Consider the following 24,320-nt stretch of genomic DNA (forward strand, 5'->3'; position numbering starts at 1 on the left):
AGGATTTTATTTCCACCTGGATGTAGCTAGTTTTAGCTTTATTCAAGCAGAAGATTTAGCCTATTCTATTTGGATACCCCTAGTTCCCATTAATACCAAATATCAGCACGGAGGGATGGCATATGTACCTCAAAACGTTTATCCTGCCTCTGGGTATTTTTCCCTGATTTATGAACTAGTACAACACGAAAATATTGCCGAATTTTGTCAAACTGAAGATTTTAAATTTTTTAACTTTCCCCATGCTTCCAAAGTGGAAGAATTGATTCTAGAGAAAAATAAAGTAGAAGATGACTTTGAAGTAGGTGATGCTCTGTTACTAAACAAATTCGTTTGGCATAGGAGTGCCCCCCTGAGGGAAGGAAAGTTACCATCGAGGATGGCATACACAATGCGTTTTGTGGATTCCCAAGCCCGCTATGGGAAAAAGTTTCTTGATGATTTTAATTACATGGTGAAAGCTATGGGGGATGATCCTTTAACTTCCTTTGGTTATAAATTAACCGATCTTAAAGAGGGTGATTTAATCTCTAAGAGTAAATTTGTTTATAGCTCTAACTTATGCTAAATCCTACATCCTGATTTATTAAAAGCTTATGTCTTTGCTAGTCAACAAAATCACTATATCCCCAGAAGAAAAAAACTCTTTTGCTGAGAATGGGTTTGTCAAACTCAAAAAACTATTTACGGATGAAGCAATCGATAAATTACGGAATTTAATCGCCCAATCCAATCAAGTAAAAAGAGTTCCCGAATCTTACAGTGGTGATTTTTCCAGACTGGGCTATGACCTAGAAAATGCCGTAACCCAAAAAATCTATTCCCACGAAAACTTTAAAAATACCCTAAAGCAATTAATCGAAAATGAATTAATCTTCACCCAAGGTGTGGGATTTGAATTAAAACCAAACAGAAAAGGATTTCATTTCCATCTAGATTTAGTTAGCTTCAACTTCATTAAACCAGAAGATTTAGGATATTCTATTTGGATACCCCTAGTTCCCATTAATACCGAAGAGCAACATGGAGGCATGGCATATGTACCACGAAAGGCTTATCCAACCTCTGGGTACTATGCCCTCCGGTACGAACTAATACAACACAAAGATTTTGCAGAATTTTGTCAAACCGAAGAGTTTAATTATTTTGAGTTTTTCTATGCTTCTAAAGTTGAAGAGATGGTTTTAGATAAAAATAAAGTAGAAGATAGCTTTGAAGTGGGTGATGCCCTTCTACTAGACAAATTTGTTTGGCATAGAAGTGTCCCCCTCCTGGAAGGAAAATTACCATCGAGAATGGCATACACGATGCGTTTTGTAGATTCCCAAGCCCGCTACTCAAAAATTTTACTTGATGGTCTATACTCCCTGATAAAATCTAAAGGTGATGATACTTTAACTTCCTTTGGTTATAAATTAACTGACCTTAAGGATGGTGATTTAATTTCTAAAAGTAAATTCGTTTCATGCTAATTAAATTTTGTAGCATTCATGACGGTTTCCTGTGAAGACTAAACTAATGAAAACATAAAAAAACATGAATGTAAATACAAAAAGTTCCTATCCAAATAATCCCATAACTACCTTTTATTCCCAAGAAGAACAACAGTTGCGCATAAATCTTGCTGCTGCTTACCGCTTGATTCACTATTATGGGATGACAGACATGATCTACACCCATATTTCCGTGCGCATTAAAGAGGAACCACCAATATTCCTGATTAATCCCTATGGTATGATGTTCGACGAAATATGTGCATCAAATTTGGTTCCAGTGGATGCTAATGGCAACAAAATTGACCAGGCAGACGCGGAAGTAAATCCTGCTGGATTTACAATACACAGTGCTATTCATTTAGGTTGCCCTAATGCCCATGCAATCATCCACACCCATACTGTTAGTGGCATGGCTGTTGCTGCTATGGAAGAGGGTTTGTTGCCCCTTAACCAAATTTCCATGGAATTTTATAATCGGGTTGCCTACCATGATTATGAGGGCATCTCACTTGACCTGGATGAGCGAGAAAGGCTGGTGGCATCTCTGGGAAACAAGAAATGTTTAATCCTCCGTAACCACGGTCTTTTAACTGTAGGTGAAACAGTGGCAGAGGCGTTCTACTACATGTACTACCTGAATAAGGCGTGCGAGATTCAGGTTAATGTGTTAAGTAGCAACGCCAAGCCGATAATACCACCACCTGAGATTTGCGAACATACAGCAAAGCAGTTCGAGGGTCCATTCCTCCAGAACAACCGAGAATTCCAGAGTGTATGGGAAGCTAATCGCCGTTTGCTCGATCGGCTCGATCCCTCTTATATTGACATACTGCCAGCCAAGTTACCCTAGGAAAAATCATGTCATCTTCAAATATACAAAAAAACTACGATGTCGTTATCGTCGGAGGTGGACACAATGGACTAATTGCTGCTTGTTATCTTACCAAAGCTGGTCGCTCAGTTTTGGTGCTAGAACGACAAGATAAGGTAGGAGGAGCAGTTGTTTCAGAACAACTATTTCCAGGTATCGAAGCGAAACTCTCAGTGTATGCCTATCTAGTGGGAATGCTCCCACCAAAAATTATCTCAGATCTAGATTTAAATTTTCAATTCCGACAAAGAAATCCGGCTTCCTTCAGTCCATTTGAGAAGAATGGAAAACATCAGGGTTTATTGATTAGTAATGAATCTGAAATAGTCACTGAGCATTCCTTTAAGCAACTCACCGGAAATTTAGAGGAATACCAAAGCTATCTCAAGTTTCATCAACTGCAAAAGTCTTTAGGAAAGCACATCTGGCCTTCGTTGCTTGAACCGATGCAGACGAGAGATGAAATTAAAAATCGCTTTCAAACAGAAGAAGAAAAGCTAGCTTGGCAGTTATTTATAGAGCAACCTTTGGGAGTTGCTATTGAAGAATTCTTTCAAAGCGATTTGGTGCGGGGTTTAGTATTCACAGATGGAACGATTGGAACCTTTACCCATCCCCATGACTCGTCCTTAAAACAAAATCGGACGTTTCTCTATCATATTATTGCCAATGGTACAGGGGATTGGTGTGTTCCAGTGGGTGGTATGGGGAAGCTGACAGAGGAACTTGTTGCTCAATGCAAAAAAAATCGTGTCGAGATACTCAACCATGCTGAAGTCACCAAAATAGAGCCAAACGAAGGGCAAGCAACCGTAAAGTTCCAACATAATAACCAAGAAAGCTATGTCAGTGGAAGATATGTCTTAGTTAATCTTGCTCCGAAAAAACTTTCCCAACTGTTGAGTGGGTATAATCCTCCCAACGATCCCAAAGATGAAGGATCGTTTATCAAAATTAATATGGTTTTAAGGAAGTTACCCCGTTTGAAGGCAGATTACGATCCTGTAGAGGCATTTACTGGAACATTTCATGTCAACGAGGGTTATCAAAACATCATCGATAGCTACAAAATGGCTTGTGAAGGAGTGATCCCAGAACATCCCCCTGGCGAGTTTTATTGTCATAGTTTAACGGATGATTCTATCCTCTCCCCATCTCTGAGAGCAGAAGGTTACCAGACCCTAACTTTATTTGGGTTGGAAATGCCTTATAGCTTATTTGTTAAAGACAATGAAACAGAGAAACAGAAAGTATTGGAGAGGTATCTTAATGGGGTAAATCAATATTTATTAGATCCCATAGAAGATTGTATAGCGCGGGATGAAAATGGTCAACTTTGTGTTGATGTAGCAACTCCAGTGGATGTGGAACGAGAAGTAGGCATTCCCACAGGTCATGTCTTTCATCAATCTCTTTCCTGGCCTTTTGTAGAATCAGAAGAAGAACGGGGAATGTGGGGTGTGGAGATTGGCTTTGATAATATCTTCTTGTGTGGTTCTGGAGCTAAACGGGGAGGATGTGTTAGTGGGATTCCAGGGCATAATGCAGCTATGAAGATTATAGGGGGTTGATGCTAAGGATTACTTGATGCTGTTTTTCAGTCTAAATTATGAAAGTTTTATTGTGTAGCGATAGCGCAACACTAGCAGTGAACTTACTAGCATCACAACTATCAGACCATGAAATTATCACCTGTCCCTCAGATACTATTATCAAGTATTTAGATAGTGTTGATGTTGTGATACCTTGGATGGCTAACATTGATGCTTCAATCATTGCCTCTGGACACTTTGGTTTAGTGCAAGAGTTTGGTGTCGGTATAGAAACTATAGACATTGAGGCAGCTACTCGTGCTGGAGTATGGGTAGCACATGTACCTGGGAATATTTCTGGCAATGCTGATTCCGTTGCCGAACATGCCATCATGCTAATGCTCATGCTCTCGCGACACATAACAACCACACAGCAATCATCTAAAAGTGAAGACTGGAGTGCAAAAGCAGGTATTGCCTTATTGGGAAAAACAGCTTGTATCGTTGGACTTGGTGACATTGGTACGGCATTAGCGGTACGCCTAAAAGCTTTTGGAATGCGTCTTGTTGCGGTTCGGCAACACCCAGAACGTGGTGCGTTACCAGAAACAGGGATAGAAAAAGTTTACGGCTCTAATAATCTTTCTGAAGCGTTATCAATTGCTGACTATATTATCTTGTGTGCCGAGTATACTAAAAACACTCATCATCTGATTAATCAGAACACACTAGCAGCAATCAAACCTGGAGCATTTCTCATCAACGTAGCACGGGGTGGTTTAGTGGACACAAATGCTTTAGAAGCAGCACTAGAGAAGGGACATTTAGCAGGAGCTGGTCTTGATTTAGTTGACTCCCCCACGGATTCTCTTGATCAGCAAAACGTAATTATTACTCCACACATTGCTGCCATAACCGACGTAAGTTACGATGGTATTGCGGCTGTGGTGATTGATAACATTAGACGCTACGAACGAGGTGAACAGCCACAATACACCGTCAACACGCCTCATAAGTTACGACGCTGAGAGTAATTATCTGTCTCAATTCCCAACCCGGATGCAATTCCGGTACTTCCAGCACATCCCCATCCCCCAGCACAACCTTATCTCTATTAAGGCGATAAACTTCCATGGTGCGAGTTCTCGGATCCACTAACACCCCAATTTTAGTTCCCAATTCCAGAAATTCCTGGATCTTCCGGCGTAATTTAGCCAAACTATCAGTTCTAGATTTAACTTCAAACATCAAGTCAGGAAGTGACAGCTCCTACACTGACCTTACAGGTTCAGTGTAGGCTTCCCAGCCAATCCGGCCATCGCTTAGGAGGCGCTGGGCTTTAAGAACGGACTGCCCTTCCGCTCTTTTTTTGATATTGATAGCTGCATTATGGTCTCGATCTAGGCTACATCCACAATGGGGACAATCGTGCCACCTTACGTGCAGTTTTTTCGGAACTTTCTTGCCACAATTGGAACAATTCTGTGAAGTATTCTGGGAACTTACTGGAACCGCCAATAAGCCAGCATTCTCGGCTTTGCTTTTTAGGATTTTCAGAAAGCTTGACCACCCGGCGTCCAACACAGATTTAGCCAATCTGGATAAGACAAGTCCTTTGACATTTAGCTTTTCGTGAGCGACTACATCGTATTTTGATAACAAATAATTAGCTGTCTTAAAATGGAAATCTTTCCTTTTATCAGCTACTTTTTTGTGCTGTAACCCAAGTTGCTTGATAGCTTTGAGTCTGTTACTACCTCCCTTTTTCCGTCGGGATACCCGTTTTTGAATAACTTTTAGCCTTTTTTGCGACTTTCGGTAGTATTGGGGAATCTCTATTGTTTCCCCTTCAGAAGTTGTCAAAAACTCTTTAAGACCAACATCAATGCCAACTATTGAATCAGGGTTAATATCGGGATTAACCTCGGGGACGGTATTATCTTCTAGAGATAATACCAAGTAATAGCCATCACACTTTTTGGTGATCGAAGCGGTCTTGATCTTAAACCCATCAGGAATAGGGCGATGCAGTACAACCTTGACCTTACCTATTTTGGGGAGGTTAATTAGATTACCTTCTAGGCACCCTTCTTTCATTTGAGGGTAAGTAAAGGTACGGTAGCGGTGCCATTTTTTAAACCTAGGTCTTCCGCTTCGCCTGCCGTTACTATCTCCTTTAATAAACCTGTCAAAAGCTAGTTTTACTCTCTTAACTACATCTTGGAGTACCTGAGAGTGAATCTCTTTATACCAAGGATGAGTCTTCTTGAGATTGGGTAAAGTCTTTTTCTGGGAGTAGTAATCTGGATTGTCCCTTAATTCGGGAAGATGGCAGACAAGAGGACAAGCATTGATTGAGCAGCGATTTTGTTCGTACCAATAAAACCGGTCAGCCAACAAGTAATTGTATTGAGCACACAGCATCGATAGCCAGTTATCTATCTTAGTTTGCTGATATTTTGTCGGTTTTAACCGGTACTGATACGCGATTCTCATTTGACATTTACTCTTGTTTATCGACCTAGTAATATTATACTTAACGTCCGGTCATATAGCAATGGATATATACTAATTTAATAATAAACAATTAAAAATTATTATTACCGATTTTGAAAAAAAAACAACTGGAACAAGAAGCCAATCACAGAGGAATGAACTCATCTGAGTTGATTAGGAGTTTGATAGCTCGTTTCCCTGTTTGCGTAGCGGAGGCCGTAGGCCAATCCATGCATATCCTGTCCGCGATTCATCCCACACTCATGGCGTAGCATTGAGATGTGGGGCTTCTCGCGGATGAAGCTAACTCCGCGTAACCTTCTGTAGTGCGAGGTAAGCGTTCGGCTAGGATAAAAGAAGCATCGGGAGCGCGGACATCTCCATCTTCGTTTGGTAAACGAAAACCACCACTAGAAGCAGTTACCCTGCCTAGTCTACGAGGTCGTACCCAGTTTGATAACTGGGTAACAATAGCAGCAGCTACTTCATCTGATTCTAACCCTGAAGGACTCATAACAAGAATTTCTCCATCCACTAGTTCCATCTGATAATCAGGATGTTCAGCTTGTAGTTTTTCTAAATCTTTTACTGTTAAACTAGGCATTGTTAAAATCTCCTATTTATAGCGATTATTGCATTTATGAGGTACACTTCTAAACCTCAAAGTCCCCCTTATTAAGGGGGATTTAGGGGGATCCCTTTTCACTTCATGGAAAATAGAATTGCTATATTTAATCAATCAACACCAAATCCAGTATATTGGCGCTTATAAGGAGCATGGTAGGCTAAGACAATATCTTCAGGGGGAACACCCCATTCTACTAATTCATTAGCAACGCCAATTTCTGTGCCATCGTGCTGTATCCAAATTTTGTCGTTTTTAAGGTCAATTTGGAGAACACAGCCTCTTAAACGCCGATTTCCATGCCACCCCACGTTCATCAGTTGATAGTGATCTCCTTGAACATCAAAGATTTTTTGGACTTCAATATCTCCATATCTAGGTTTATATTGCCCGTATTCATTGATGAGTTTTTTGACTAATTCTCTATAGTGTTCTAGTTTTTCCATTGTTTAATAACCTCCTTTTTTCTATCATAAATAATTCATTTTATTTTATATTTTTCTACTGCATTTTGAGTAAAAACCAGAGTAAAAAATGCTTCGTAAACATCTTCGCTAATGGCTAAATACATTTTTATTTCTGGTTCAATATTTTCTAATACCAGGCGATAATTAAGAAACTGTCCTAAAGCACTATGAAATTCAGCAATTAGAGAAGGACGATTAAAAGTTTTAATTTCTACAGCAATTTTTTGTTGATATTTTTGGGCTGCAATTAATTTTTGTGCCCCTAAGTCAACATACATATCAACTCCCCCATAATCAAGATAGAGAGGGTCATCAGTAATTATCCAACCTTCTTTGACTAGGGCGTTTTTAACAGTATCATGAAAGATATCTTTAGCTGGCATAGGATAAGGTTATAAATCATTAGCTGATTACGCATTAAGGTTAGGATATTGATACAAGCAGCAAAAGCTATTGTAGTCAACTTTTAGGTGCGACCCAAGGGCGATTTACTCGCCCATTGGAAAGCGCACCTTTGCCTTTTGCCTTTTGCCTTTTGCCTCTTGCCTTGCGCGTAGCGCTATAATTGCCATCGGGTTATCCCCCAAAACTAAACTATCAATTTATTGAAGCAGTTGCTTTAGTCTTTGGCGAAAGGCTCGTAACGCAGAACTTCTCCCGGTCTCACGGCTTTGAGCTAAAACCTCTGCTACCAGGTCTGGAATTGGTAATCTGGGGAAGGTCGGACTGGTGGTAACTTGCCGGTACTCACCTCCTTGCAATAGGTCAATCCTGAGTTTATTTTTTTCATAGCGCCAGAGTTCAGGCACACCTAAGTTGCCATAGACATCCAGTTGAGTCTTCGAGGTGACATCCACTTCAATGGCTAGATCTGGCGGTGGGTCAATGGTGAGATCGACGCGCCGCTTGCCTCGCATTCTAGCGTGGTTTTGGATGTAGAAGCATTGATCCGGTTCAATGCCACTGTCCATATTTTCTCCCTTGAAGGTAGTGGAACCAAAGCACTCGCAGTCGATTTCTAACTCATCAAGCAAAATTTTCACTAAATCACCGAGCAGTTCTTTATCGACTTCGTGTTCTGGGGTAGGCATTCTGATTTCTAAGGTTCCGTGGCTATAGGCAATACGGGCAGAGCGATGTTCCCCTAGTTCTTCGAGAACAGACTCAAATTCAGCCCACTTTAGGTTATGAATCAACAGTCTTTGGCCTGGGGGAACGGTAAGTTGTTGGAGTAGGAGAGTAACAGCCATGGTGAATGTTTTATAATTTCGGATTGTGGATAAACATCAAAGGTTAATCGTAAGCATATGCGCTACGCGCACGCTAAGCGAACAGCAGTCAGCCGTCAGCCGTCAGCTTTCTGGCACAGGCTTTGGCCTTTGGCCACGCTGTGCGAACGACGCTGTGACATAACTCAGCATTATTCGAATGCTGACCTGTTTTCTTGATGCAAAGCGCGAGTGGGGGAAACCACGGCAGTTGCTCATGGGGGGAACCCCCAAGACCGCACTGCCTTCCCAAGACCGCGCTGCATCGCTTATTCAAAAGCTGTTCGCGTAGCGTGCGCGTAGCGCTAATCGCTGTTCGCTGATAGCTGAATGCTTACAGTTAATTTAATACCAATCGACCAATAGCTTTGAGAGCAGCTAAAACTTGCTCCAGTTCATTTTCCCTGTCAATAGATAAGGCGTAGGAACGACCATAGATGGGAACATCTGCTGGTTGGAGTTTAACAAATACAAACTCTCTCCCATTGACTAGAAAACCAAACCTTGGCTTGTCACTGTTGGAGCCATCCAGCATATAAGCTAGAGCTTGAGGCAGTGCTGCCATCACATCAAACTTGGTACTTTTGGATTCGATCACCAGTATCCAAAGTCTCTGTCGCACCACTAAAACATCTATCCTGCCTCTTACAATTACTTGATTGTCTTCAGCAGCAATTTCCACAGAAGTTTCAGTTCTGATCGAAAAGGGGGGTTGAAAGAATCCAGCGAGATCGAGTAATGGTGATAAAACCACCATTTTTACAGCCTCTTCTAAGAGAGGGCGGCGATTAACCAAGTTAAAGTAGTTGCTGCGGACTCTTTCCAGAGAACGTTTTTCCTCATCCGTTAAAGATGGTAAGTTGTCTTGCCATTCTCGAAAAAATTGATGATCAGTTGTTAATTGTAGTTTAAAGTGTTCTTGCAGTTCTTCTAGGCTAAGATCTTGAGCTTGAATCGTTTGAACCATAATGAGTCATTGGTTGAATCCAGTAAAAAGTAGTAGGGACGTAGGAGGTTAAGTCCATAGGAAATAGAAAAGTAATCCCTTTTGATTCCCAATTTTTCCAAGAGGTCTAGTCTGATTTTAGGCAACTAAGGCATAGCTACCCTTAGTGAGAGTGCTCTTGGAGCCAGTTGAGTAAATCCTCACTGGTCTTAAAATCCCAGATTGCTTCTGATAAGCGTTCTAGATCTTGGGCATTCAAGGCTTCAAGCAATGCGTTCGCGTAGCGTCGGCTTCGCCGAATCGCATTACTTGTTAGTTTTCCAAAGCGGCGCTCAAGCTGTCGCAATAGTAAGCTTCTTTCGCCTTCTACTCGTCCTTCTTCTCTGCCCTCTACTCGTCCTTCTTCTCTGCCCTCTACTCGTCCTTCTTCTCTGCCCTCTACTCGTCCTTCTATTCTTCCCTCTACTCGTCCTTCTTCTCTTCCCTCTATTATTCCCTCTTCTCGTCCTTCCCTTTTGGCTAGACTCAATGCACCTCGCCAGTCCTCCAAGAACATCTCTTGTTTGCGGATCTTTTCCAATTCTTCTACACTCAAGCCCGCTTGATTGGCTATAGTTAAAGCTTGTTCCAGCTGTGGGATTTCCCTCATCTGATCAGGAATAACTTCTAAGCTGGGAGCATCTTTGATAAAATAGATCCACTTATCTACGACACTTTCTAACTCTTCCAGCTGCTTAGTAAATTTGGGAAGTTCCACAAACACCATCTTTAACTCATTTTCCTGATAAGGCAAGTGGTCTTCTTCTTCTTGAAAGTAAAAACTGCTAATGACTTTCTCTGTTGAGGGGAACAGCTTAAAATCAGTGATAGTTAAAGCAATGACCGGATTGAGATCGAAATATCCCTGTCCGGATTTAAGTTGATTCCCGTAGGTTTTGCACAAATTATAAACGACTCGCTTCTCGAAAGCCTCCACATTCCAGAGTTGCATTTCAATGATCACAGTCGTTTTATTGTCTAATACTGCCTTAACATCCAGATAGGTGTCTTTTAAATCAACCACATCCCCCGCACTGTAGGGATCAATAATTTCTAAATCTTGGATGACCGAATTCCCGGAGTAAATCATGGCATTGAGGAAGGAAATCAGAATATCTTTACTCTGATCTGATCCAAATATTTTCTTTAAAGCAAAGTCAGTTTTAGGACTGATGAATTTCATGGTTTTACACGGTTAATTAAACCGTTTAGTTATTAGCTAATGTCTTTACCTTTATAGTAACAGTTTTGGCTGGGATCGTTTGCACTATAATCAGTTATATAGCGAGCGGTTTTCAAAAAAGTGATGGACAAATTTTGGCGTTCCATAAATACGGGATGATTTTAATAGTTTTGTGGCATGGGCATCTTGCCGTGCCATGGGCATCTTGGTGGAACGGGCATCTTGCCGTGCCATGGACATCTTGGTGGAACGGGCATCTTGGTGGAACGGGCATCTTGCCCGTTTCAATTTCCGGGCGGGCACTATGCCCATGCCACTCATATTAATCCCTTGATAGAGATCCGGTGGATTGCTGAAAAGTCGGGATTGATAATCGTGATTTTTTTGGCATCATGGAAGTAGCTCCTATTTAGGTGGGAGGAAAACCGCGCTGGAGATGATTAACGGGCATGACCAGCGCGGTTATTAGTATCAGTCGTCACCTTCTATAGTATAGATAACTCCTCGAAAAAATGCAAGGGTTAATAAAAATATTTTACATTTATTTAAAATTAGTTTTATAGACAATTTTTAGACTCAATTATGTGTAATTTATTGACCTAATTTTTTTATTAACTGAGCTACAAATTCTTGGTTTTTAGGGAGCAGGAATTCACTATGATACCAGGGGTTTTTCTTGCGTCGGACTCAAATGTAATTGGTGGGGAGATAGGGAGATAGGGAGATAGGGAGATAGGGACGCACCCGTTCCCTGTTCCCTGTTCCCTGTTCCCAGATCCGCTGTTCCCTAAAAAACCATAAATATCTACTTAAAGTCGCAAACCGCTATAGAACAAATCTAACCAACAGCAAATCCATCATATTGACGCATAAATGGGGCATGATACCCTAGGACAATATCCTGTTTCGGTATCCCTAATTCAAGTAACTCATTCGCCACCCCAAACTCGGTGCCATCATGTTGAATCCAGATTTTTCCATCAATAATATCAATGTGAATCAAAGGTCCGAAAACACGACGATAATTTTGCCATCCTGCATGAAAGACTTGATAATGATCTTGCTCAGGATCGAAGAATTTATAGACTTTGATCTCTTCATTGGCTAACTTAACCAGACTATGCTTTTCCAAGGTTTCCTGAATCAGACGACGATACTGAATTAACTTATCCACTGCAAAATTACCTCCTGATTTGGCTCATATACCAATAGGTTTATTTTAGATTCTTGAATCGTTTGCTTTGCGAAAGCTTGAGATGAATGCCGTTGGCTAACGTTTTCCTACAAAGCCAGCTTGAAAATCTGCTTTGCGGATAACTTGAACTGGGGAAAAGTCGGGGAAACAATGGGAGTATTTCCCGTAAAGGGCGTCATCTGATATTCCCCATCAACTAAATGACAAACAAAAAATGTGGGTTGCTTGGGGTTGCCAATAAATTTTCTCGCCCCCAATGCGGCATAATCGATCATCCAATATTCTTCGATCCCCATCTCTTCTCTTCGAGACGCTACGCGAACATAATCTCGAAATTTATTGTAGTAATCGTCACGCCAATTAGTTGAAACAACTTCGACGATTAATTTGACGGAATCAGGATTTTGAATAATTGATTCGCTTTCCCAGCGAGATTCAGCCTCCATAACGTCTTGGTTCAAAACGATGATGTCCGGTTCATAACCTGAGTTTTCCCGTTTTGGTTTAACAATTGACTCTCTAGGAATAGTCCAAATGCCTCCTTTGCCTATCTGCCTGATAACTATCAATAGTTGCTCGATCAGGGAACCAGTTAGATCTGAATGTTTCCCCTTTGGCTTGGGCATTTCAATAATTACTCCATCATGTAGCTCGTAACGGACTGCTGAGTTTTCGGGATACCAGCTGATAAATTCATCAAAGCTGTATAATTTCGGTTCGGCTTTGGCTTGAGTCATAGATCGTTCTTCTTGAAGCTGAAATTTATGGTGACAAAATGACACTATTCTGTTATATAGTCTTTATGGCATTTACCAGGTACGCTGATCAACCTCAAAGTCCCCCTTTTTAAGGGGGATTTAGGGGGATCCCTTTGTACCTCATGGGATAGAGAATTGCTATAATGAAAGAAATTGAGGAATAAATTCAGATGGCAAGTACCACTCCTAATGATACTCGTGTGACAGCTAGGCTTCCTGCATCGGTCAAAGATACTTTACAAAAGGCTGGGGATTTAACCGGGGCAACCTTAAATCAATTTATGGTTCATGCTCAGGTTAAAGAAGCCCAAAAAGTGATTAATAAAAATTGAACGTCTGGCTTATTATGATAGATACGGGTTTGAAGGAACTAAAGAGCATCCATTATTGTTGTTTTTGCCTTTATCTAGTTTAGGTAGTGCTTGAGAAGCCAGGAAAATAAATAGAATCGATTAAATCTCAAAAATAGAACTTTCGAGAAGATCAATAACTGCTGTTTCAGCAGTTTGCACCGCTCCTTGAACTGAAGCATGATTAATTGCCAAGTGTTCCCCTGCAAAGAAAACACGAGGATTATCTACGGGATAAGCTTGACCGAGTAATGGTTGATAGTTCTCCCGATCCCCTGGAGCAAAATAGGCATAAGAACCAGAACCAGACTGATTATCTTCATCCCAAATACTATGAATAATATCATCAGTATAGTCTTTAATATCAGGATGCAGTTGGGAAACTTCGTCTAAGGTTAAATCGGTTTTAGCTGTTTCCTCTAAAGTCCTAAATTTCCTGGAATTATCTTCCCAGCGATAAGCAGCAGTTAATACTGATGGCTGATAAGAAATATCCTGATCTTTAGCAACAAAATGAGGTTGAGAAAGGTTTTTTGAGTCTAATTGAGCATTATCAGAAGGATACCAACACTTTTCGAAATTTAAATCCGTAAAGCTACCACCCCCATAGACATGATCGGCAAATTCCCAAGGACGAGCCGTACAGTGTAATAGAGTTTTACTGGCACTGCAATACCCCAAATTGTTAATAGCTTCCCGTTGTTGGCTAGGTAAACTAGGGTCAAAATTAATCTGAGCCAGAGCAGTAGCAGGAATGGTACAGATAATATAGTCAAATTCAGCGGTTTGTTGCTTATCCAGCTTATTCCAGACCAGCCTAACCCCTCTATCGGTCATTTCTATAGTTGTTACTCTGGCTTCAGTCTGGATTATGCCTGATATCCTTTTAACCAAAGCCTTAATTAACGTTTCCAGTCCTCCGATTAGCTCATATTGTTCTACTCGATGCCAAGCAAAGAAGTCAATTAAACCATTTAACAGAGATACTTTGTCGTAATGAATTGCTCCAGTAGCATGACCGAGTAACTCAAAAGCATCGGGAGAAAGATGACTGCGAAAATAGTCGGTAAACGTTAGGGTATCCCATTTTCTAACTTGATCACTGGTGAAAGTGGGTGCAAATAACTCCCATTTCTCTTTTTCGGTCAAAGAATCGATTAATTCTTCCAATAACTGGTCGTAAATTTCCCCAGGGTCTTGTTGCTCATCAGAGGTTAATTTGTAAACACCAAACAACTCTTGGTAACTATCTAAACGAGTTTTTTTACCCCGTAGATAATAAAAAGCGGCGGGATTGTAATTAATAAAAGGTCTTTTTGGTAAATTAAATTTATCTATATAGTGTAATGTGCAGCCATGACTAGTAGGAATTCGCATTGCGCCTAATTCCCCATAAGTCCCATCACTAAAATAATGAGTCTTAATTCTTCCTCCGAGGCGAGAATCAGCCTCTAATACAGTAACTTGATGGTTGAGTTGACTCAGTTCGTAAGCACTAACAAGTCCAGCAATTCCTCCACCGATAATCCCAATTCGTTTGCGAGTACCACCTTGATCGTAGGGACTAAGGGAACCAGGATGACGATACAGGCGCTCAAAGGAAAAAGGTCGCTCTAACTCTTGTGTATGGCGGTAAGGGTTAAACATCGAGGGTTATTCTAAATTAGCTCTTAAACTCACATCTTGCACCATTCTCAATAAGCTTGGTTCATGTAGGGTGGGCAGTGCACCAGACAGATAATGAAGCTTGCAAAGCGCGTTGGTAGGCACTGCCCACCCTACGATTAATGACAATGGTGCAAGATCTGAGTTAAACTCATTTTCCCTCAAAAATGCATTCCCGTAACGGCTCTTTAAGAGCATCACATTTTTTAAGCGATAACTCCCCTAACTGGTTATATCATTTCAGGATAATTACCCTTAATAAAAACCTCCCCCATCTCCCCATCTCCCCATCTCCCCACCCTCCCCGCGCCCCCCTTAATTATGGGTATTCAACCAGACTTGATATTAACCCTTACCAGGGGATTACTCCCCAGACTTGGCTTGAAAACCGCACGTGACACGATCACCATCACCGGCTCCTCCGTGGATGGTTTATGTTGCCGCCAGCTCTTTAAAAACCTTTAACAACCAATACCTTTAACAACTGATAAATGAAATATTTATTATTTAATCCTTAATCCTTAATCGTTCATCCTTTTTTTGACTTCGATGGGATTTTAAGTGAGCGTGAACCCCCCTTACCATTATCTTTCTTACCATTGTCTTTCTTACCATTGTCTTTCTTGCCAGAGTTTTGGGGTTTGACAGGACCATTGAGTTGCTGACGTCCGTTGCGAATTACTCTAAGCATGTCACTGAGGTGCTGCTCAATATTGTAGAGCACTCCGTCAGCGTAGGCATCTGCCCCATTTTGAATTTCCTCACACTCCGCTAGGGTCATTTGGCGCATTTGCTCCAGTTCCTGCTGGGCTTTGCGGCGCATCTGCTCAAGCTCCGATGCCGTTTGCTTGTGCATCGCCTCACACTCTTTTTGAACTTGTTGGCTGATTTGTTGGGCTTCGTGTTCCGCTTGCTGAATAATACCGAGTTCATCTAATATCATTTCAGCACGCCGCTGAGCTGTCTCAATAATTTCTTGAGCATACTGTTCAGCTTGCTGGATAATTGCATCGTGTTCTTCAATTATTCTAGTAGCTTGTTGAAAAGCCAAGGGCAAATTTTCCCGCACCAAGTCGAGTTGAGCCAGCAACAGTTCTTCATCAATCAGGGTGCGCCGGGTAAAGGGGATGTGGGGGCTATCGAAGATGATGTCCTCGATATAGTTAAATTGCCCCTGAATATCTATGTCTCCTGATCCAGGATTAAAGGATTCAGTCTGGTTTGGGGGTTTGTTTTGCTCGGGTGGGTCGTACCGGGATGATTCTTGGCGTAACATCGGTATATATCTAAGGCAACCTGTTGGGGGACAAGATGATCGACGGAGCCGCCAAATTTGGCAATCTCTTTGACTACGCTACTACTCAAGAAACTATATTCGTTAGAGGTGGCGAGAAAAACCGTTTCGATTTCATCCCAGAGGGTATGATTGGTATGAGCCATCTGGAGTTCCTTCTCAAAGTCAGAAAGCACCCTTAACCCTCGCAAAAGTACTTGAGCTTTCTTCAGTTTGGCATATTCCACAGTTAAACCGGTGAAACTGTCCACTTCAACATTAGGTAAGTGTTGGGTGCAAAGTTTAATCTGCTCGACTCGCTCAAGCACTGTGAACAAGGGAGATTTAGTGGGATTGCGCAACACCGTCACAATCACCTTATCAAAGAGTCTACAGCCACGCTGGATGATGTCAAGGTGTCCTAGGGTAATGGGATCGAAGCTGCCTGGATAGATTGCAATCACGACGCAAGTATTACCAATTGGTTCAAGGAGTGATTATATAGCTTGTTTAATGGCCATGACATACTCAACTAATAGTTAAGCTATTAGTTATTAACTCATTGGTGATTAGCCACTAGTCATTAGTTGGGTGCATCTCATATTTGAAAATGTTCTGTAGGGTGCGTTAGGGGCGGTCGCCCTAATTTTCCGCCTCTTCGTGCCTGGTTGCGACAGCCAGCCCCGTAACGCACCACCGGGTCAAACAGGAAAAGTGAGATGCACCCTCATTAGTTATTGGTGATTAGCTTTTTTTGATATAGTATAGAGCATTTTAATTGCAGCCCTAAACTGTCCCCCCTCCATCCGCCATCCGTTCCATCCGTTAACCCATTTACATCATATATTAAGCCATCCGTTGCGCCATCTGCCTATTGCCCATGCTACGCTGATCAGCAATGTGTTCACTACGCACACTCTGTGTGACGACCCGGTTAACCTTAACCGATGAAACGCCTATGGTACACATCAAGCGAGTGGAACTCTCGCGGTTCAAATCCTTCGGCGGCACCACAAAAATCCCGCTCCTGGAAGGATTTACCGTAATTTCTGGGCCAAACGGGTCAGGCAAATCCAACATCCTTGATGCTCTTCTATTTTGTCTTGGTATCGCCAGTTCCAAAGGAATGCGAGCTGAACGCCTTCCTGATTTAGTTAACCACAATAAAGAACATCGAGGCACTGTCGAAGCCAGTGTCACAGTTACCTTTGACTTATCTGACTTCAATAACTATGACGAGTTAGACGAACCGTTACAGGTTACAGAGTTGGACGAACCGTTACAGGTTAGGAAGTTGCAGGTTGTTCGCGAAGCGTGGCCACAAGGCCAAGGTTCAGAAAATAACCTTGGCCAAAAGGCCACGCTACACGAACAACCCCATAACCTTCAACCTGATAACCTTCAACCTGATAACCTTCAACCCAATAACCTTCAACCCAATAACCTTCAACCCAATAACCTTCAACCAACTAACCTTCAACCCAATAACCTTCAACCCAATAACCTTCAACCAACTAACCTTCAACCAACTAACCTTGGCCAAAAGGCCACGCTACGCGAACAACCGTCAACCCCTGAGCAACCTTCAACCCCTGACCAACCGTCAACCCCTGAGCAACCTGTAACGGATCTAGAATGGAGTGTTACCCGACGGCTGCGAGTCACTAAACAAGGTAATTACAGTTCCCAGTACTACATCAATGGTGAACCCTCTACTGTTACTGCACTTCATGAACAACTCAATCGCTTGCGGGTTTACCCAGAAGGCTACAATGTTGTCCAGCAAGGAGACGTGACTAGTATTATCTCAATGAAATCCCGAGAAAGGCGGGAGATTATTGACGAATTAGCTGGAGTTGCTGCCTTTGACCGCAAAATTACCCAAACTAAACAAACCCTCGCCACTGTCAAAGAGCGAGAAGAACGTTGCCGAATTATTGAACAAGAACTGACGGCTCAACGCGATCGCTTAGCTGCTGACCGTGCTAAAGCTGAGAAATATCAAAAACTCCGTGCTGAACTCCAACAAAAGCAACAGTGGGAAATTGTTCTAAAATGGCGATTGCTCCAGAAGCAAGTATCCCAAGTCCAACAGCAGATTGATGCTGCTAATACAAAAAAAGCCCAGCTTATTGCTCAGATTACTAGCATTGAGGAACAAATTAACCAAACTACCACTGAACTTGACCAACTCAATGCTCGGGTCAAAGCCTTAGGCGAAGAAGAACAAATTGCGATCGCATCCACCCTTGCCACTCAACAAGCTGAACAACGTCAACTACAAACCCGACAGCAGGAACTAACTGAGAATCTACAAAATGCCGCTGTCAATCTCCAACGTACACAAGAGACAATTCAACAAGTCGAGCAAACCCTGCAACAGTTGATTGCAGAAAAAAATGATCTAGAGACCTTATCTAAAACCTCCTTACAAGTGGCACGGGATGAGGCTCAAGCTACTCTCAACCAAAGCCGAGAACAAGCCAATGCGATCGCAGCCGCTAGTGATGCCTGGGTACAACAACAAACCACCCTCACCAAGCAGATCGACACCCTACTCAAAACCATCAACCCCCAAAGAACCGAGCAAGCTCAACTCCAAGAGCGTCAGAATCAGCTAAATCGACAAATCCAAGACCAAACCCAGCAACTGCAAACCTTAGAACCAGAAATCGCCACTAAGCAAACCCAAGCTGTGGCATTAGAGACCCAATTAAGCACTTATTCCCAACAAGTCCAGTCCCTCGCCCAATCCCTAGGGAATACCGAACAACAACTACAACTCCAACAACAAACCCAAACTCGCCTGCTCGGGGAACAACGGCAAAAACAACGGCAACTCGATAAACTAGAAGCCCAAGCCCAAGCTCAACAAGAAGCCCAAGGGACTTTTGCTACTAAAGTTATCCTAGAAAGTAATCTAATAGGGGTTTGTGGATTAGTCGCCCAATTGGGTAGAGTTGAACCCCGCTATCAGCTAGCCCTAGAAATTGCCGCTGGCGCACGCCTCGGTAATTTAGTGGTAGAAGATGATAGTGTAGCAGCGGCTGGGATCGAACTCCTCAAACAAAAACGCGCTGGCAGAGCCACCTTCTTACCTCTGACCAAAATCCAACCTAGGCAATTTACCGAAACGGTTGTGCTACGGTATGCTAAGGGCTTTGTTGACTACGCCATTAAGCTAATCGATTGCGACCCCCGTTACCAAAAAGTCTTTGCCTATGTGTTTGGGTCTACAGTAGTCTTTGAAACTCTCAATGATGCCCGTACCTACTTGGGTAAACACCGCATTGTTACCCTAGATGGGGAAATCTTGGAAATAAGCGGTGCCATGACTGGTGGTAGCACCAGTCACCGTTCGGGATTGCACTTTGGTACCAGTGACACCATGGAGTCCTCTGAAATCCGTACCTTGCGAACCCGGTTAGGGGAAATTGAACAGATTCTAAACCATTGCGAGGGATTGATTACTACCGAATCTGCCTCGGTCAAACAAATTACCCAGGAATTGACAGAAACTAGGGCAAAACACTCGGAAACAAAATTACGTTTGGAACAGTTAAAAAGGGAGATTGAGCAATCTCAGACCAATCAAGGCCAAATGCGTACGCTTCTGGCTAAAAACAACCAAGAAATCTCCGCCGCTACTCAACGGCTAGAGACCATAGCGATAGAGTTACCCCAACAAGAATCCCAACTTGCCGACTTACGGCAACAACTGGCTCAACTGGAGGAGTCTCAAACTCATAACGAGTGGCAACAGATTCAGAACATCATTAAAACCCAAGAAGCTCAGTTGCGCGAGTGTGAACAAGCCTTGAGAAATACCGAGAAACAGCTACAACAGAAGGAGAATCAGCAACAGCGCCTGAGGGATCAACTTACCGAAGGCCACCGCAAAATAGCAGACTATCAAACCCAAATCGAATCTTGGCAACAGCAGCAATCAGCAATTAACACTCAGTTAGAAACACTCACCAAGCAAATTACTGAAACGACAGTTGCCTTAAGGCAGTTAGAGGAGAAATTGGGGCAAGAGAAACAAAAACGCGATCGCACCGAGCAACACCTACAAAACCTGCGCCAACAACACCAAGAAACCTCTTGGCAACAGCAAAAACTTCAAGAAACCCAGTCTGCTAGAGCCGAAAAACTTGCTAGTCTCCAAACTCAACTCCAAGACCAAGCTGCTGAATTACCAGACCATATACCAGAAATACCTCCAATTGTCAATAAAAATTCCCCCTCTAGTGATAAAAAAAGCTCAGAGGGAATTGCCCTTGACTCCCTAGCTGCTCAACTAGAACAACTACAAAAGGAACTGCGCAACGGACAGAAACGTCTACAGGCTATGGAACCCGTGAATATGCTGGCCTTAGAAGAATATGACCGAACTCAAGCTCGCCTCCAGGAACTGTCTGAGAAACTCGAAACCATAGCTGGTGAACGTACTGAACTGTTGCTAAGGATAGAAAACTTTACCACCTTGAGATACCGTGCTTTCAAAGAAGCCTTTGATGCCGTCAATGAAAATTTCCAAGCCATCTTTGCTGAACTGTCCGATGGGGATGGTTATTTACAACTCGATGATCCAGAGGACCCCTTTAGCGGTGGACTAAACCTGGTGGCGCACCCCAAAGGTAAACCGGTGCGGCGGCTAGCATCTATGTCAGGAGGAGAAAAATCCCTCACAGCCCTTAGCTTTATCTTTGCCCTACAACGCTACCGCCCCTCGCCATTTTATGCTTTTGATGAAGTCGATATGTTTTTGGACGGGGCAAATGTCCAGCGATTAGCTAAAATGATCAAACAACAGGCTAAACTTGCGCAATTTATTGTAGTGAGCTTACGCCGTCCTATGATTGAGTCTGCTCAACGCACCATTGGTGTTACCCAAGCCAGGGGAGCATACACTCAAGTCTTGGGTTTAAAACTATCACCCAAAAGTACGGTTAACTAGATAAAATCCCATTGATCAAATCCAGTATTATTGTAAGCATTCAGCCCAAGGCTAATCAGCTATAAGCTATTCATGATTGGTTTTGGAGAGAACCGACCCACGAACCCCTCGTCCGAAGGGGGTCCTGTACGAAAAAAACTGATGTTCAGAGGTTATATATAACCTCTGTAGTCTGTTGATTAACTATCAGGGTGGCATTACCTTAGCTGAAAGCTGTTCGCGTAGCGTGGCCATTCGCGTAGCGTGGCCAACGGCCAAGGCCTTTAGCTGAATGCTCACGTAATTAATGCTCACGTATTATTTATTTTTAATCCATCAGGAGTATAGCTCAGGAAAAGCGAGATATAATGACAACGGAACAAATTCGTCCACGCTCCGATATCTTAAATACTCAGGTAATTACCCGTGACAATGGCAAACGCCTCGGAGTCGTCAAGGAGCTCTTGGTAGATATAGACAGACGCCAGGTTGTGGCACTGGGTCTGCGAGACAACCTCCTGGCAGTAGCCGGTATGCCAAAGTACATGCTCCTGAGCAGCATTCGACAATTTGGTGATGTCATCCTGGTAGATGATCAAGACGTTATCGAAGATATTGATGTCGATGCCTATAGTACCCTGATTAACAGCGAAGTGATCACCGAAACCGGTGAACTCTTAGGTCGGGTTAGAGGCTTCAAGTTCAATGTAGAAGATGGCACCGTTTCCGCCCTAATCATTGCATCGATAGGGTTGCCCCAAATACCCGACCAGGTTATTAGTACTTATGAGCTACCCATTGATGAAATTGTCAGCAGTGGTCCAGACCGATTAATTGTATTTGAGGAAGCTCAAGAGCATCTGGTCCAGTTAACCGTCGGGGTATTAGAACGTATGGGGGTTGGCAGACCCCCTTGGGAAAAGGACACAGAAGACCCCTACTATACTCCAACGGCTAGACCAGAAAATCAACTGGGAACCGGGATTCCAATACGTACTCCGATCTCTCAGACAGTAGAGAATGCCAACCGAGCTCAAGATGCCTGGGATGACGATTGGCAAGAGCCAGAACTAGAGCCGATCAGACGAGAAGCACCAGTTCCGAAGAAGTATGTCGAAGCCAGATTAGAAGAAGATAACTGGAGCGATGAACGGGAAGAGTCCCCTCAGCCAGTGCGCTACGAGCAGCCAGTCTATAGCTCACCTGAGCCAAACTATGGTAAAACTAACACCCAGGACTATGACAAGTACGAAGTCGAGGGTGATGCCTGGGATGATGACCGCTCCCCAGAGCCTTACAAAGCACCGCGAGTCAACATTCCTGAGAAAAAGAAAGCTCCAGAATACGAAGAAGAGGCTGGTTACTAATACATGATCACTGTTGACAGTTGTTTGTTGACAGTTGTTTGTTGAGGGTTAGGGAACAGATATAGCGTTGATCATAGTTATGAGGTACACTCAATTTTCCCAACCCCTACTCCCTACTCCCTACTCCCTACTCCCTACTCTCTACTTATTTCTTGGTTAACACAAACAAACTCCCCTGATTCCCCCGTCCAATGCGCAGGTCATCGTCAAGATAGGTGATCTCTAACCAACCCTGTTGGTTGTCCCTATTGATGGGAAAGTCAATAGCTGGGAACTTTTTGCCAGCTTCGATTTGCTCAATGAAATCATTGGCAGAGCTATAGCTCAGCAAGCTTTGTAGACCAATGATAGACCTGTCGAACCTAACATTAACCCGGCATTGAGATACTGGCTCAAATTTAGCACAAACACAGACAACACCTTCGAGATAAGGAATACCAGATAATTCAGCGATGTTGTAAATTTTAGTATCTGAGGTACGAACACATTGGTAGATTTGACCCAGTTGTACCAAGGGAAATCCGTCAAGATTCAAAAGTTCTTGACTCGTGGTATATAGCAGACGCCAGTTACCATCTAGCAAGTCTTGCGCCTCAAGGGGTCGAGGGGTGGGGTTTCTCCCTTCCAGTTGAGTAACTGCTGCGAGTATTGCTGTTTTATCGGTTTTGCTTGCTAATAGACCACGATTCTTTCCTGCGATCGCTTCTAAGAGTTCCGCCTTGCCAATCATAAAATTTCCTCTAGCTGACTGCTAGACTCAAAGTTAAAGGTTTTCACCTTGTCCATATTAGCTGAAGACGCCTATGTACAATCCTGCTCTACGTGAACTACATCGTGATCAACTCGCTGAGGTCATTCCCCTTAAGCAAGAAACTTCCCTTTTAGATTGGTTAGAGTCTAATAATCGCCTGATCCCACGGGAGATTTTAGAGGAAGAAAATCCCCTAGGTGATGACGTAGAAATCTCTGAACTGATGGGGGTAGAGGACAATAGCTACGAGGAGGAGGAAGAAAGTTTGAATTAACACTAACTAGTTTTACCAAATAGTCTAGTTTTAGCGAATAATTTTAGGCGAATTGGAACCGAATAGCCATCAGAAATGATTCACAATGTAACCGTTGCTGAATCATTTCTGAAATTCTGTTTTATCAACTAAATTATACCAAAAAAAACACCGTTTTTAAAACCTAATTATCCATGAATTGACTGATCCGATATTCACTATTATTGGTCAGTCTAACAACTGCATTTCTGGCGACACTAAACCCATACCATTTGAGACCGAATTTAGCGTAGATGCAAACGGCACAATAACAACCCATCACTCGAATTAAAACATAGCACAAATGAGACCAGTGCGATCGCCTGATCTGGTTTGGTGAGCAAATGGGCGAGCTGGTCAAATCATCAAATTCTCACAATTTGCCCACCCTACCCCTACTGTTGCTAGTTCTTGTAGGGTTGGCAGTGCATGAGTGCGATCGCTCCCACTCCGCCGCTTTTCGGTTGAAGCAGGGTCAAGCGGTTATCTGAGATACTGCTCAAGTGCCTCTGTCACTAGCTGGTTCAAGTTTATCCCTTGTTCAATAGCTGCGTATGCAGCACGTCGATGAAGGTTGGTTCCAGGTCTGATGTTAACGCTTCCCTTGAAAGGCTTTTCCGGTTCTATCCCTTTGAGTTGACCAAAAATTTGGGTCTCAAGCCCCGTCCTTCTAGGACGGCTTTTTTTGTGCTATAATATTACGTAGAGTTATTCCACGTCAAAATGATCGTCTTAGAATTTAAGGTCAAAGGGAATAAAACTCAATATGCCGCCATTGATGAGGCGATACGGACTGGTCAGTTTGTA

At 42.8% G+C, this 24,320-nt stretch carries 27 protein-coding genes and 1 pseudogene; 11 read left to right on the forward strand and 17 right to left on the reverse strand.

The genetic code is table 11. The features are described from left to right. From F6K46_RS29095 to F6K46_RS29115, 5 genes are all read left to right on the forward strand, one after another. On the forward strand, positions 1-568 hold a 568-nt coding region (locus F6K46_RS29095), incomplete at its 5' end, for a hypothetical protein (RefSeq protein WP_293117595.1). A gap of 28 nt (positions 569-596) precedes the next feature. Beyond that, on the forward strand, positions 597-1,472 hold the full coding sequence (locus tag F6K46_RS29100; protein ID WP_293053781.1) for a phytanoyl-CoA dioxygenase family protein: 876 nt from the start codon (positions 597-599) through the stop codon (positions 1,470-1,472). Between the two features lie 64 nt (positions 1,473-1,536). Further along, positions 1,537-2,346 (forward strand): class II aldolase/adducin family protein, encoded by an 810-nt coding sequence (locus F6K46_RS29105; RefSeq protein ID WP_075903162.1) that lies wholly within the window; start codon positions 1,537-1,539, stop codon positions 2,344-2,346. An 8-nt stretch (positions 2,347-2,354) separates the two neighbouring features. Continuing rightward, positions 2,355-3,938: an NAD(P)/FAD-dependent oxidoreductase gene (locus F6K46_RS29110; protein WP_075903160.1), complete on the forward strand. Its 1,584-nt coding sequence runs from the start codon at positions 2,355-2,357 to the stop codon at positions 3,936-3,938. A gap of 38 nt (positions 3,939-3,976) precedes the next feature. Further along, the gene (locus F6K46_RS29115) at positions 3,977-4,927 is read left to right on the forward strand and encodes a 2-hydroxyacid dehydrogenase (RefSeq protein WP_293053775.1); all 951 of its coding nucleotides are present in this window, start codon (positions 3,977-3,979) and stop codon (positions 4,925-4,927) included. On the opposite strand, the gene F6K46_RS29120 is transcribed toward F6K46_RS29115, so the two are convergent. The 6 genes from F6K46_RS29120 to F6K46_RS29145 form a co-directional block, all read right to left on the reverse strand. Then, positions 4,899-5,147, reverse strand: a complete 249-nt coding sequence (locus F6K46_RS29120; protein ID WP_293053772.1) for a Uma2 family endonuclease — start codon at positions 5,145-5,147, stop codon at positions 4,899-4,901. The two genes, F6K46_RS29115 and F6K46_RS29120, sit on opposite strands and share 29 nt — an antisense overlap. 21 nt (positions 5,148-5,168) lie before the next feature. After that, complete coding sequence (locus tag F6K46_RS29125; protein ID WP_293053769.1) at positions 5,169-6,395, reverse strand: transposase; 1,227 nt, start codon at positions 6,393-6,395, stop codon at positions 5,169-5,171. Positions 6,396-6,645: 250 nt separating this feature from the next. Beyond that, positions 6,646-6,999 carry a Uma2 family endonuclease gene (locus F6K46_RS29130; protein ID WP_293040149.1) on the reverse strand — a complete coding sequence of 118 codons (354 nt, stop codon included), beginning with the start codon at positions 6,997-6,999 and terminating at the stop codon, positions 6,646-6,648. Between the two features lie 131 nt (positions 7,000-7,130). Next, entirely contained in the window at positions 7,131-7,466 is a 336-nt protein-coding gene (locus F6K46_RS29135; protein ID WP_293053766.1) for a XisI protein, read from the reverse strand. Between the two features lie 35 nt (positions 7,467-7,501). After that, positions 7,502-7,870, reverse strand: a complete 369-nt coding sequence (locus F6K46_RS29140; RefSeq protein ID WP_293117598.1) for a XisH family protein — start codon at positions 7,868-7,870, stop codon at positions 7,502-7,504. Between the two features lie 219 nt (positions 7,871-8,089). Further along, positions 8,090-8,737: a Uma2 family endonuclease gene (locus F6K46_RS29145; protein ID WP_293065487.1), complete on the reverse strand. Its 648-nt coding sequence runs from the start codon at positions 8,735-8,737 to the stop codon at positions 8,090-8,092. A gap of 57 nt (positions 8,738-8,794) precedes the next feature. Between F6K46_RS29145 and F6K46_RS29150 the strand changes: the two genes are divergently transcribed. After that, positions 8,795-8,935: a hypothetical protein gene (locus F6K46_RS29150; protein WP_293065489.1), complete on the forward strand. Its 141-nt coding sequence runs from the start codon at positions 8,795-8,797 to the stop codon at positions 8,933-8,935. 160 nt (positions 8,936-9,095) lie between these two features. Here the strand turns inward: F6K46_RS29150 and F6K46_RS29155 are convergent, their stop codons facing one another. From F6K46_RS29155 to F6K46_RS29175, 5 genes are all read right to left on the reverse strand, one after another. Beyond that, the gene (locus F6K46_RS29155; RefSeq protein ID WP_293065492.1) at positions 9,096-9,722 is read right to left on the reverse strand and encodes a type I restriction endonuclease; all 627 of its coding nucleotides are present in this window, start codon (positions 9,720-9,722) and stop codon (positions 9,096-9,098) included. Positions 9,723-9,864: 142 nt separating this feature from the next. Next, the gene (locus F6K46_RS29160) at positions 9,865-10,923 is read right to left on the reverse strand and encodes an Rpn family recombination-promoting nuclease/putative transposase (RefSeq protein ID WP_293065495.1); all 1,059 of its coding nucleotides are present in this window, start codon (positions 10,921-10,923) and stop codon (positions 9,865-9,867) included. Positions 10,924-11,013: 90 nt separating this feature from the next. Further along, a complete protein-coding gene (locus tag F6K46_RS29165; RefSeq protein ID WP_293065497.1) occupies positions 11,014-11,235 on the reverse strand; it encodes a hypothetical protein in 222 nt (73 codons plus the stop codon). 526 nt (positions 11,236-11,761) lie between these two features. Continuing rightward, positions 11,762-12,097 carry a XisI protein gene (locus tag F6K46_RS29170; protein ID WP_293065500.1) on the reverse strand — a complete coding sequence of 112 codons (336 nt, stop codon included), beginning with the start codon at positions 12,095-12,097 and terminating at the stop codon, positions 11,762-11,764. 107 nt (positions 12,098-12,204) lie between these two features. Beyond that, positions 12,205-12,855, reverse strand: coding sequence for a Uma2 family endonuclease (locus F6K46_RS29175; RefSeq protein ID WP_293065502.1), 651 nt, complete (start codon positions 12,853-12,855; stop codon positions 12,205-12,207). Between the two features lie 191 nt (positions 12,856-13,046). Between F6K46_RS29175 and F6K46_RS29180 the strand changes: the two genes are divergently transcribed. Beyond that, positions 13,047-13,208, forward strand: coding sequence for a YlcI/YnfO family protein (locus F6K46_RS29180; RefSeq protein WP_293065505.1), 162 nt, complete (start codon positions 13,047-13,049; stop codon positions 13,206-13,208). A gap of 120 nt (positions 13,209-13,328) precedes the next feature. Here the strand turns inward: F6K46_RS29180 and F6K46_RS29185 are convergent, their stop codons facing one another. The 4 genes from F6K46_RS29185 to F6K46_RS29200 all read right to left on the reverse strand — a co-directional run bounded on the left by F6K46_RS29185 (position 13,329) and on the right by F6K46_RS29200 (position 17,244). Further along, positions 13,329-14,873: an NAD(P)/FAD-dependent oxidoreductase gene (locus F6K46_RS29185; RefSeq protein WP_293065508.1), complete on the reverse strand. Its 1,545-nt coding sequence runs from the start codon at positions 14,871-14,873 to the stop codon at positions 13,329-13,331. A gap of 547 nt (positions 14,874-15,420) precedes the next feature. Next, the gene (locus tag F6K46_RS29190; RefSeq protein ID WP_293065511.1) at positions 15,421-16,167 is read right to left on the reverse strand and encodes an ATP synthase F0 subunit B; all 747 of its coding nucleotides are present in this window, start codon (positions 16,165-16,167) and stop codon (positions 15,421-15,423) included. After that, on the reverse strand, positions 16,074-16,628 hold the full coding sequence (coaD, locus tag F6K46_RS29195) for a pantetheine-phosphate adenylyltransferase (RefSeq protein WP_293065514.1): 555 nt from the start codon (positions 16,626-16,628) through the stop codon (positions 16,074-16,076). Before coaD ends, F6K46_RS29190 begins: the two co-directional genes overlap by 94 nt. 382 nt (positions 16,629-17,010) lie before the next feature. After that, complete coding sequence (locus tag F6K46_RS29200) at positions 17,011-17,244, reverse strand: hypothetical protein (protein WP_293065523.1); 234 nt, start codon at positions 17,242-17,244, stop codon at positions 17,011-17,013. Between F6K46_RS29200 and smc the strand changes: the two genes are divergently transcribed. Both smc and F6K46_RS29210 read left to right on the forward strand, forming a co-directional pair. Further along, positions 17,141-21,124 carry a chromosome segregation protein SMC gene (gene smc, locus F6K46_RS29205; protein ID WP_293065520.1) on the forward strand — a complete coding sequence of 1,328 codons (3,984 nt, stop codon included), beginning with the start codon at positions 17,141-17,143 and terminating at the stop codon, positions 21,122-21,124. The genes F6K46_RS29200 and smc overlap by 104 nt on opposite strands. A 347-nt stretch (positions 21,125-21,471) precedes the next feature. Continuing rightward, complete coding sequence (locus F6K46_RS29210; protein WP_070395043.1) at positions 21,472-22,470, forward strand: PRC-barrel domain-containing protein; 999 nt, start codon at positions 21,472-21,474, stop codon at positions 22,468-22,470. 145 nt (positions 22,471-22,615) lie between these two features. Here F6K46_RS29210 and F6K46_RS29215 read toward each other — a convergent pair whose 3' ends face one another. After that, positions 22,616-23,200, reverse strand: coding sequence for a PAP/fibrillin family protein (locus F6K46_RS29215; RefSeq protein ID WP_293065517.1), 585 nt, complete (start codon positions 23,198-23,200; stop codon positions 22,616-22,618). Positions 23,201-23,273: 73 nt separating this feature from the next. On the opposite strand from F6K46_RS29215, the gene F6K46_RS29220 reads away from it, so the two are divergent. Continuing rightward, a complete protein-coding gene (locus tag F6K46_RS29220) occupies positions 23,274-23,495 on the forward strand; it encodes a DUF3134 domain-containing protein (protein WP_075903876.1) in 222 nt (73 codons plus the stop codon). 501 nt (positions 23,496-23,996) lie between these two features. Here F6K46_RS29220 and F6K46_RS40345 read toward each other — a convergent pair. Further along, positions 23,997-24,161, reverse strand: coding sequence for a toxin-antitoxin system HicB family antitoxin (locus F6K46_RS40345; protein WP_364306339.1), 165 nt, complete (start codon positions 24,159-24,161; stop codon positions 23,997-23,999). 75 nt (positions 24,162-24,236) lie between these two features. On the opposite strand from F6K46_RS40345, the pseudogene F6K46_RS29225 reads away from it, so the two are divergent. Next, a pseudogene (locus tag F6K46_RS29225) lies at positions 24,237-24,320 on the forward strand (transposase); the annotation flags it as partial.

Source organism: Moorena sp. SIO3E8 (assembly GCF_010692445.1).
Lineage (GTDB): Bacteria > Cyanobacteriota > Cyanobacteriia > Cyanobacteriales > Coleofasciculaceae > Moorena > Moorena bouillonii.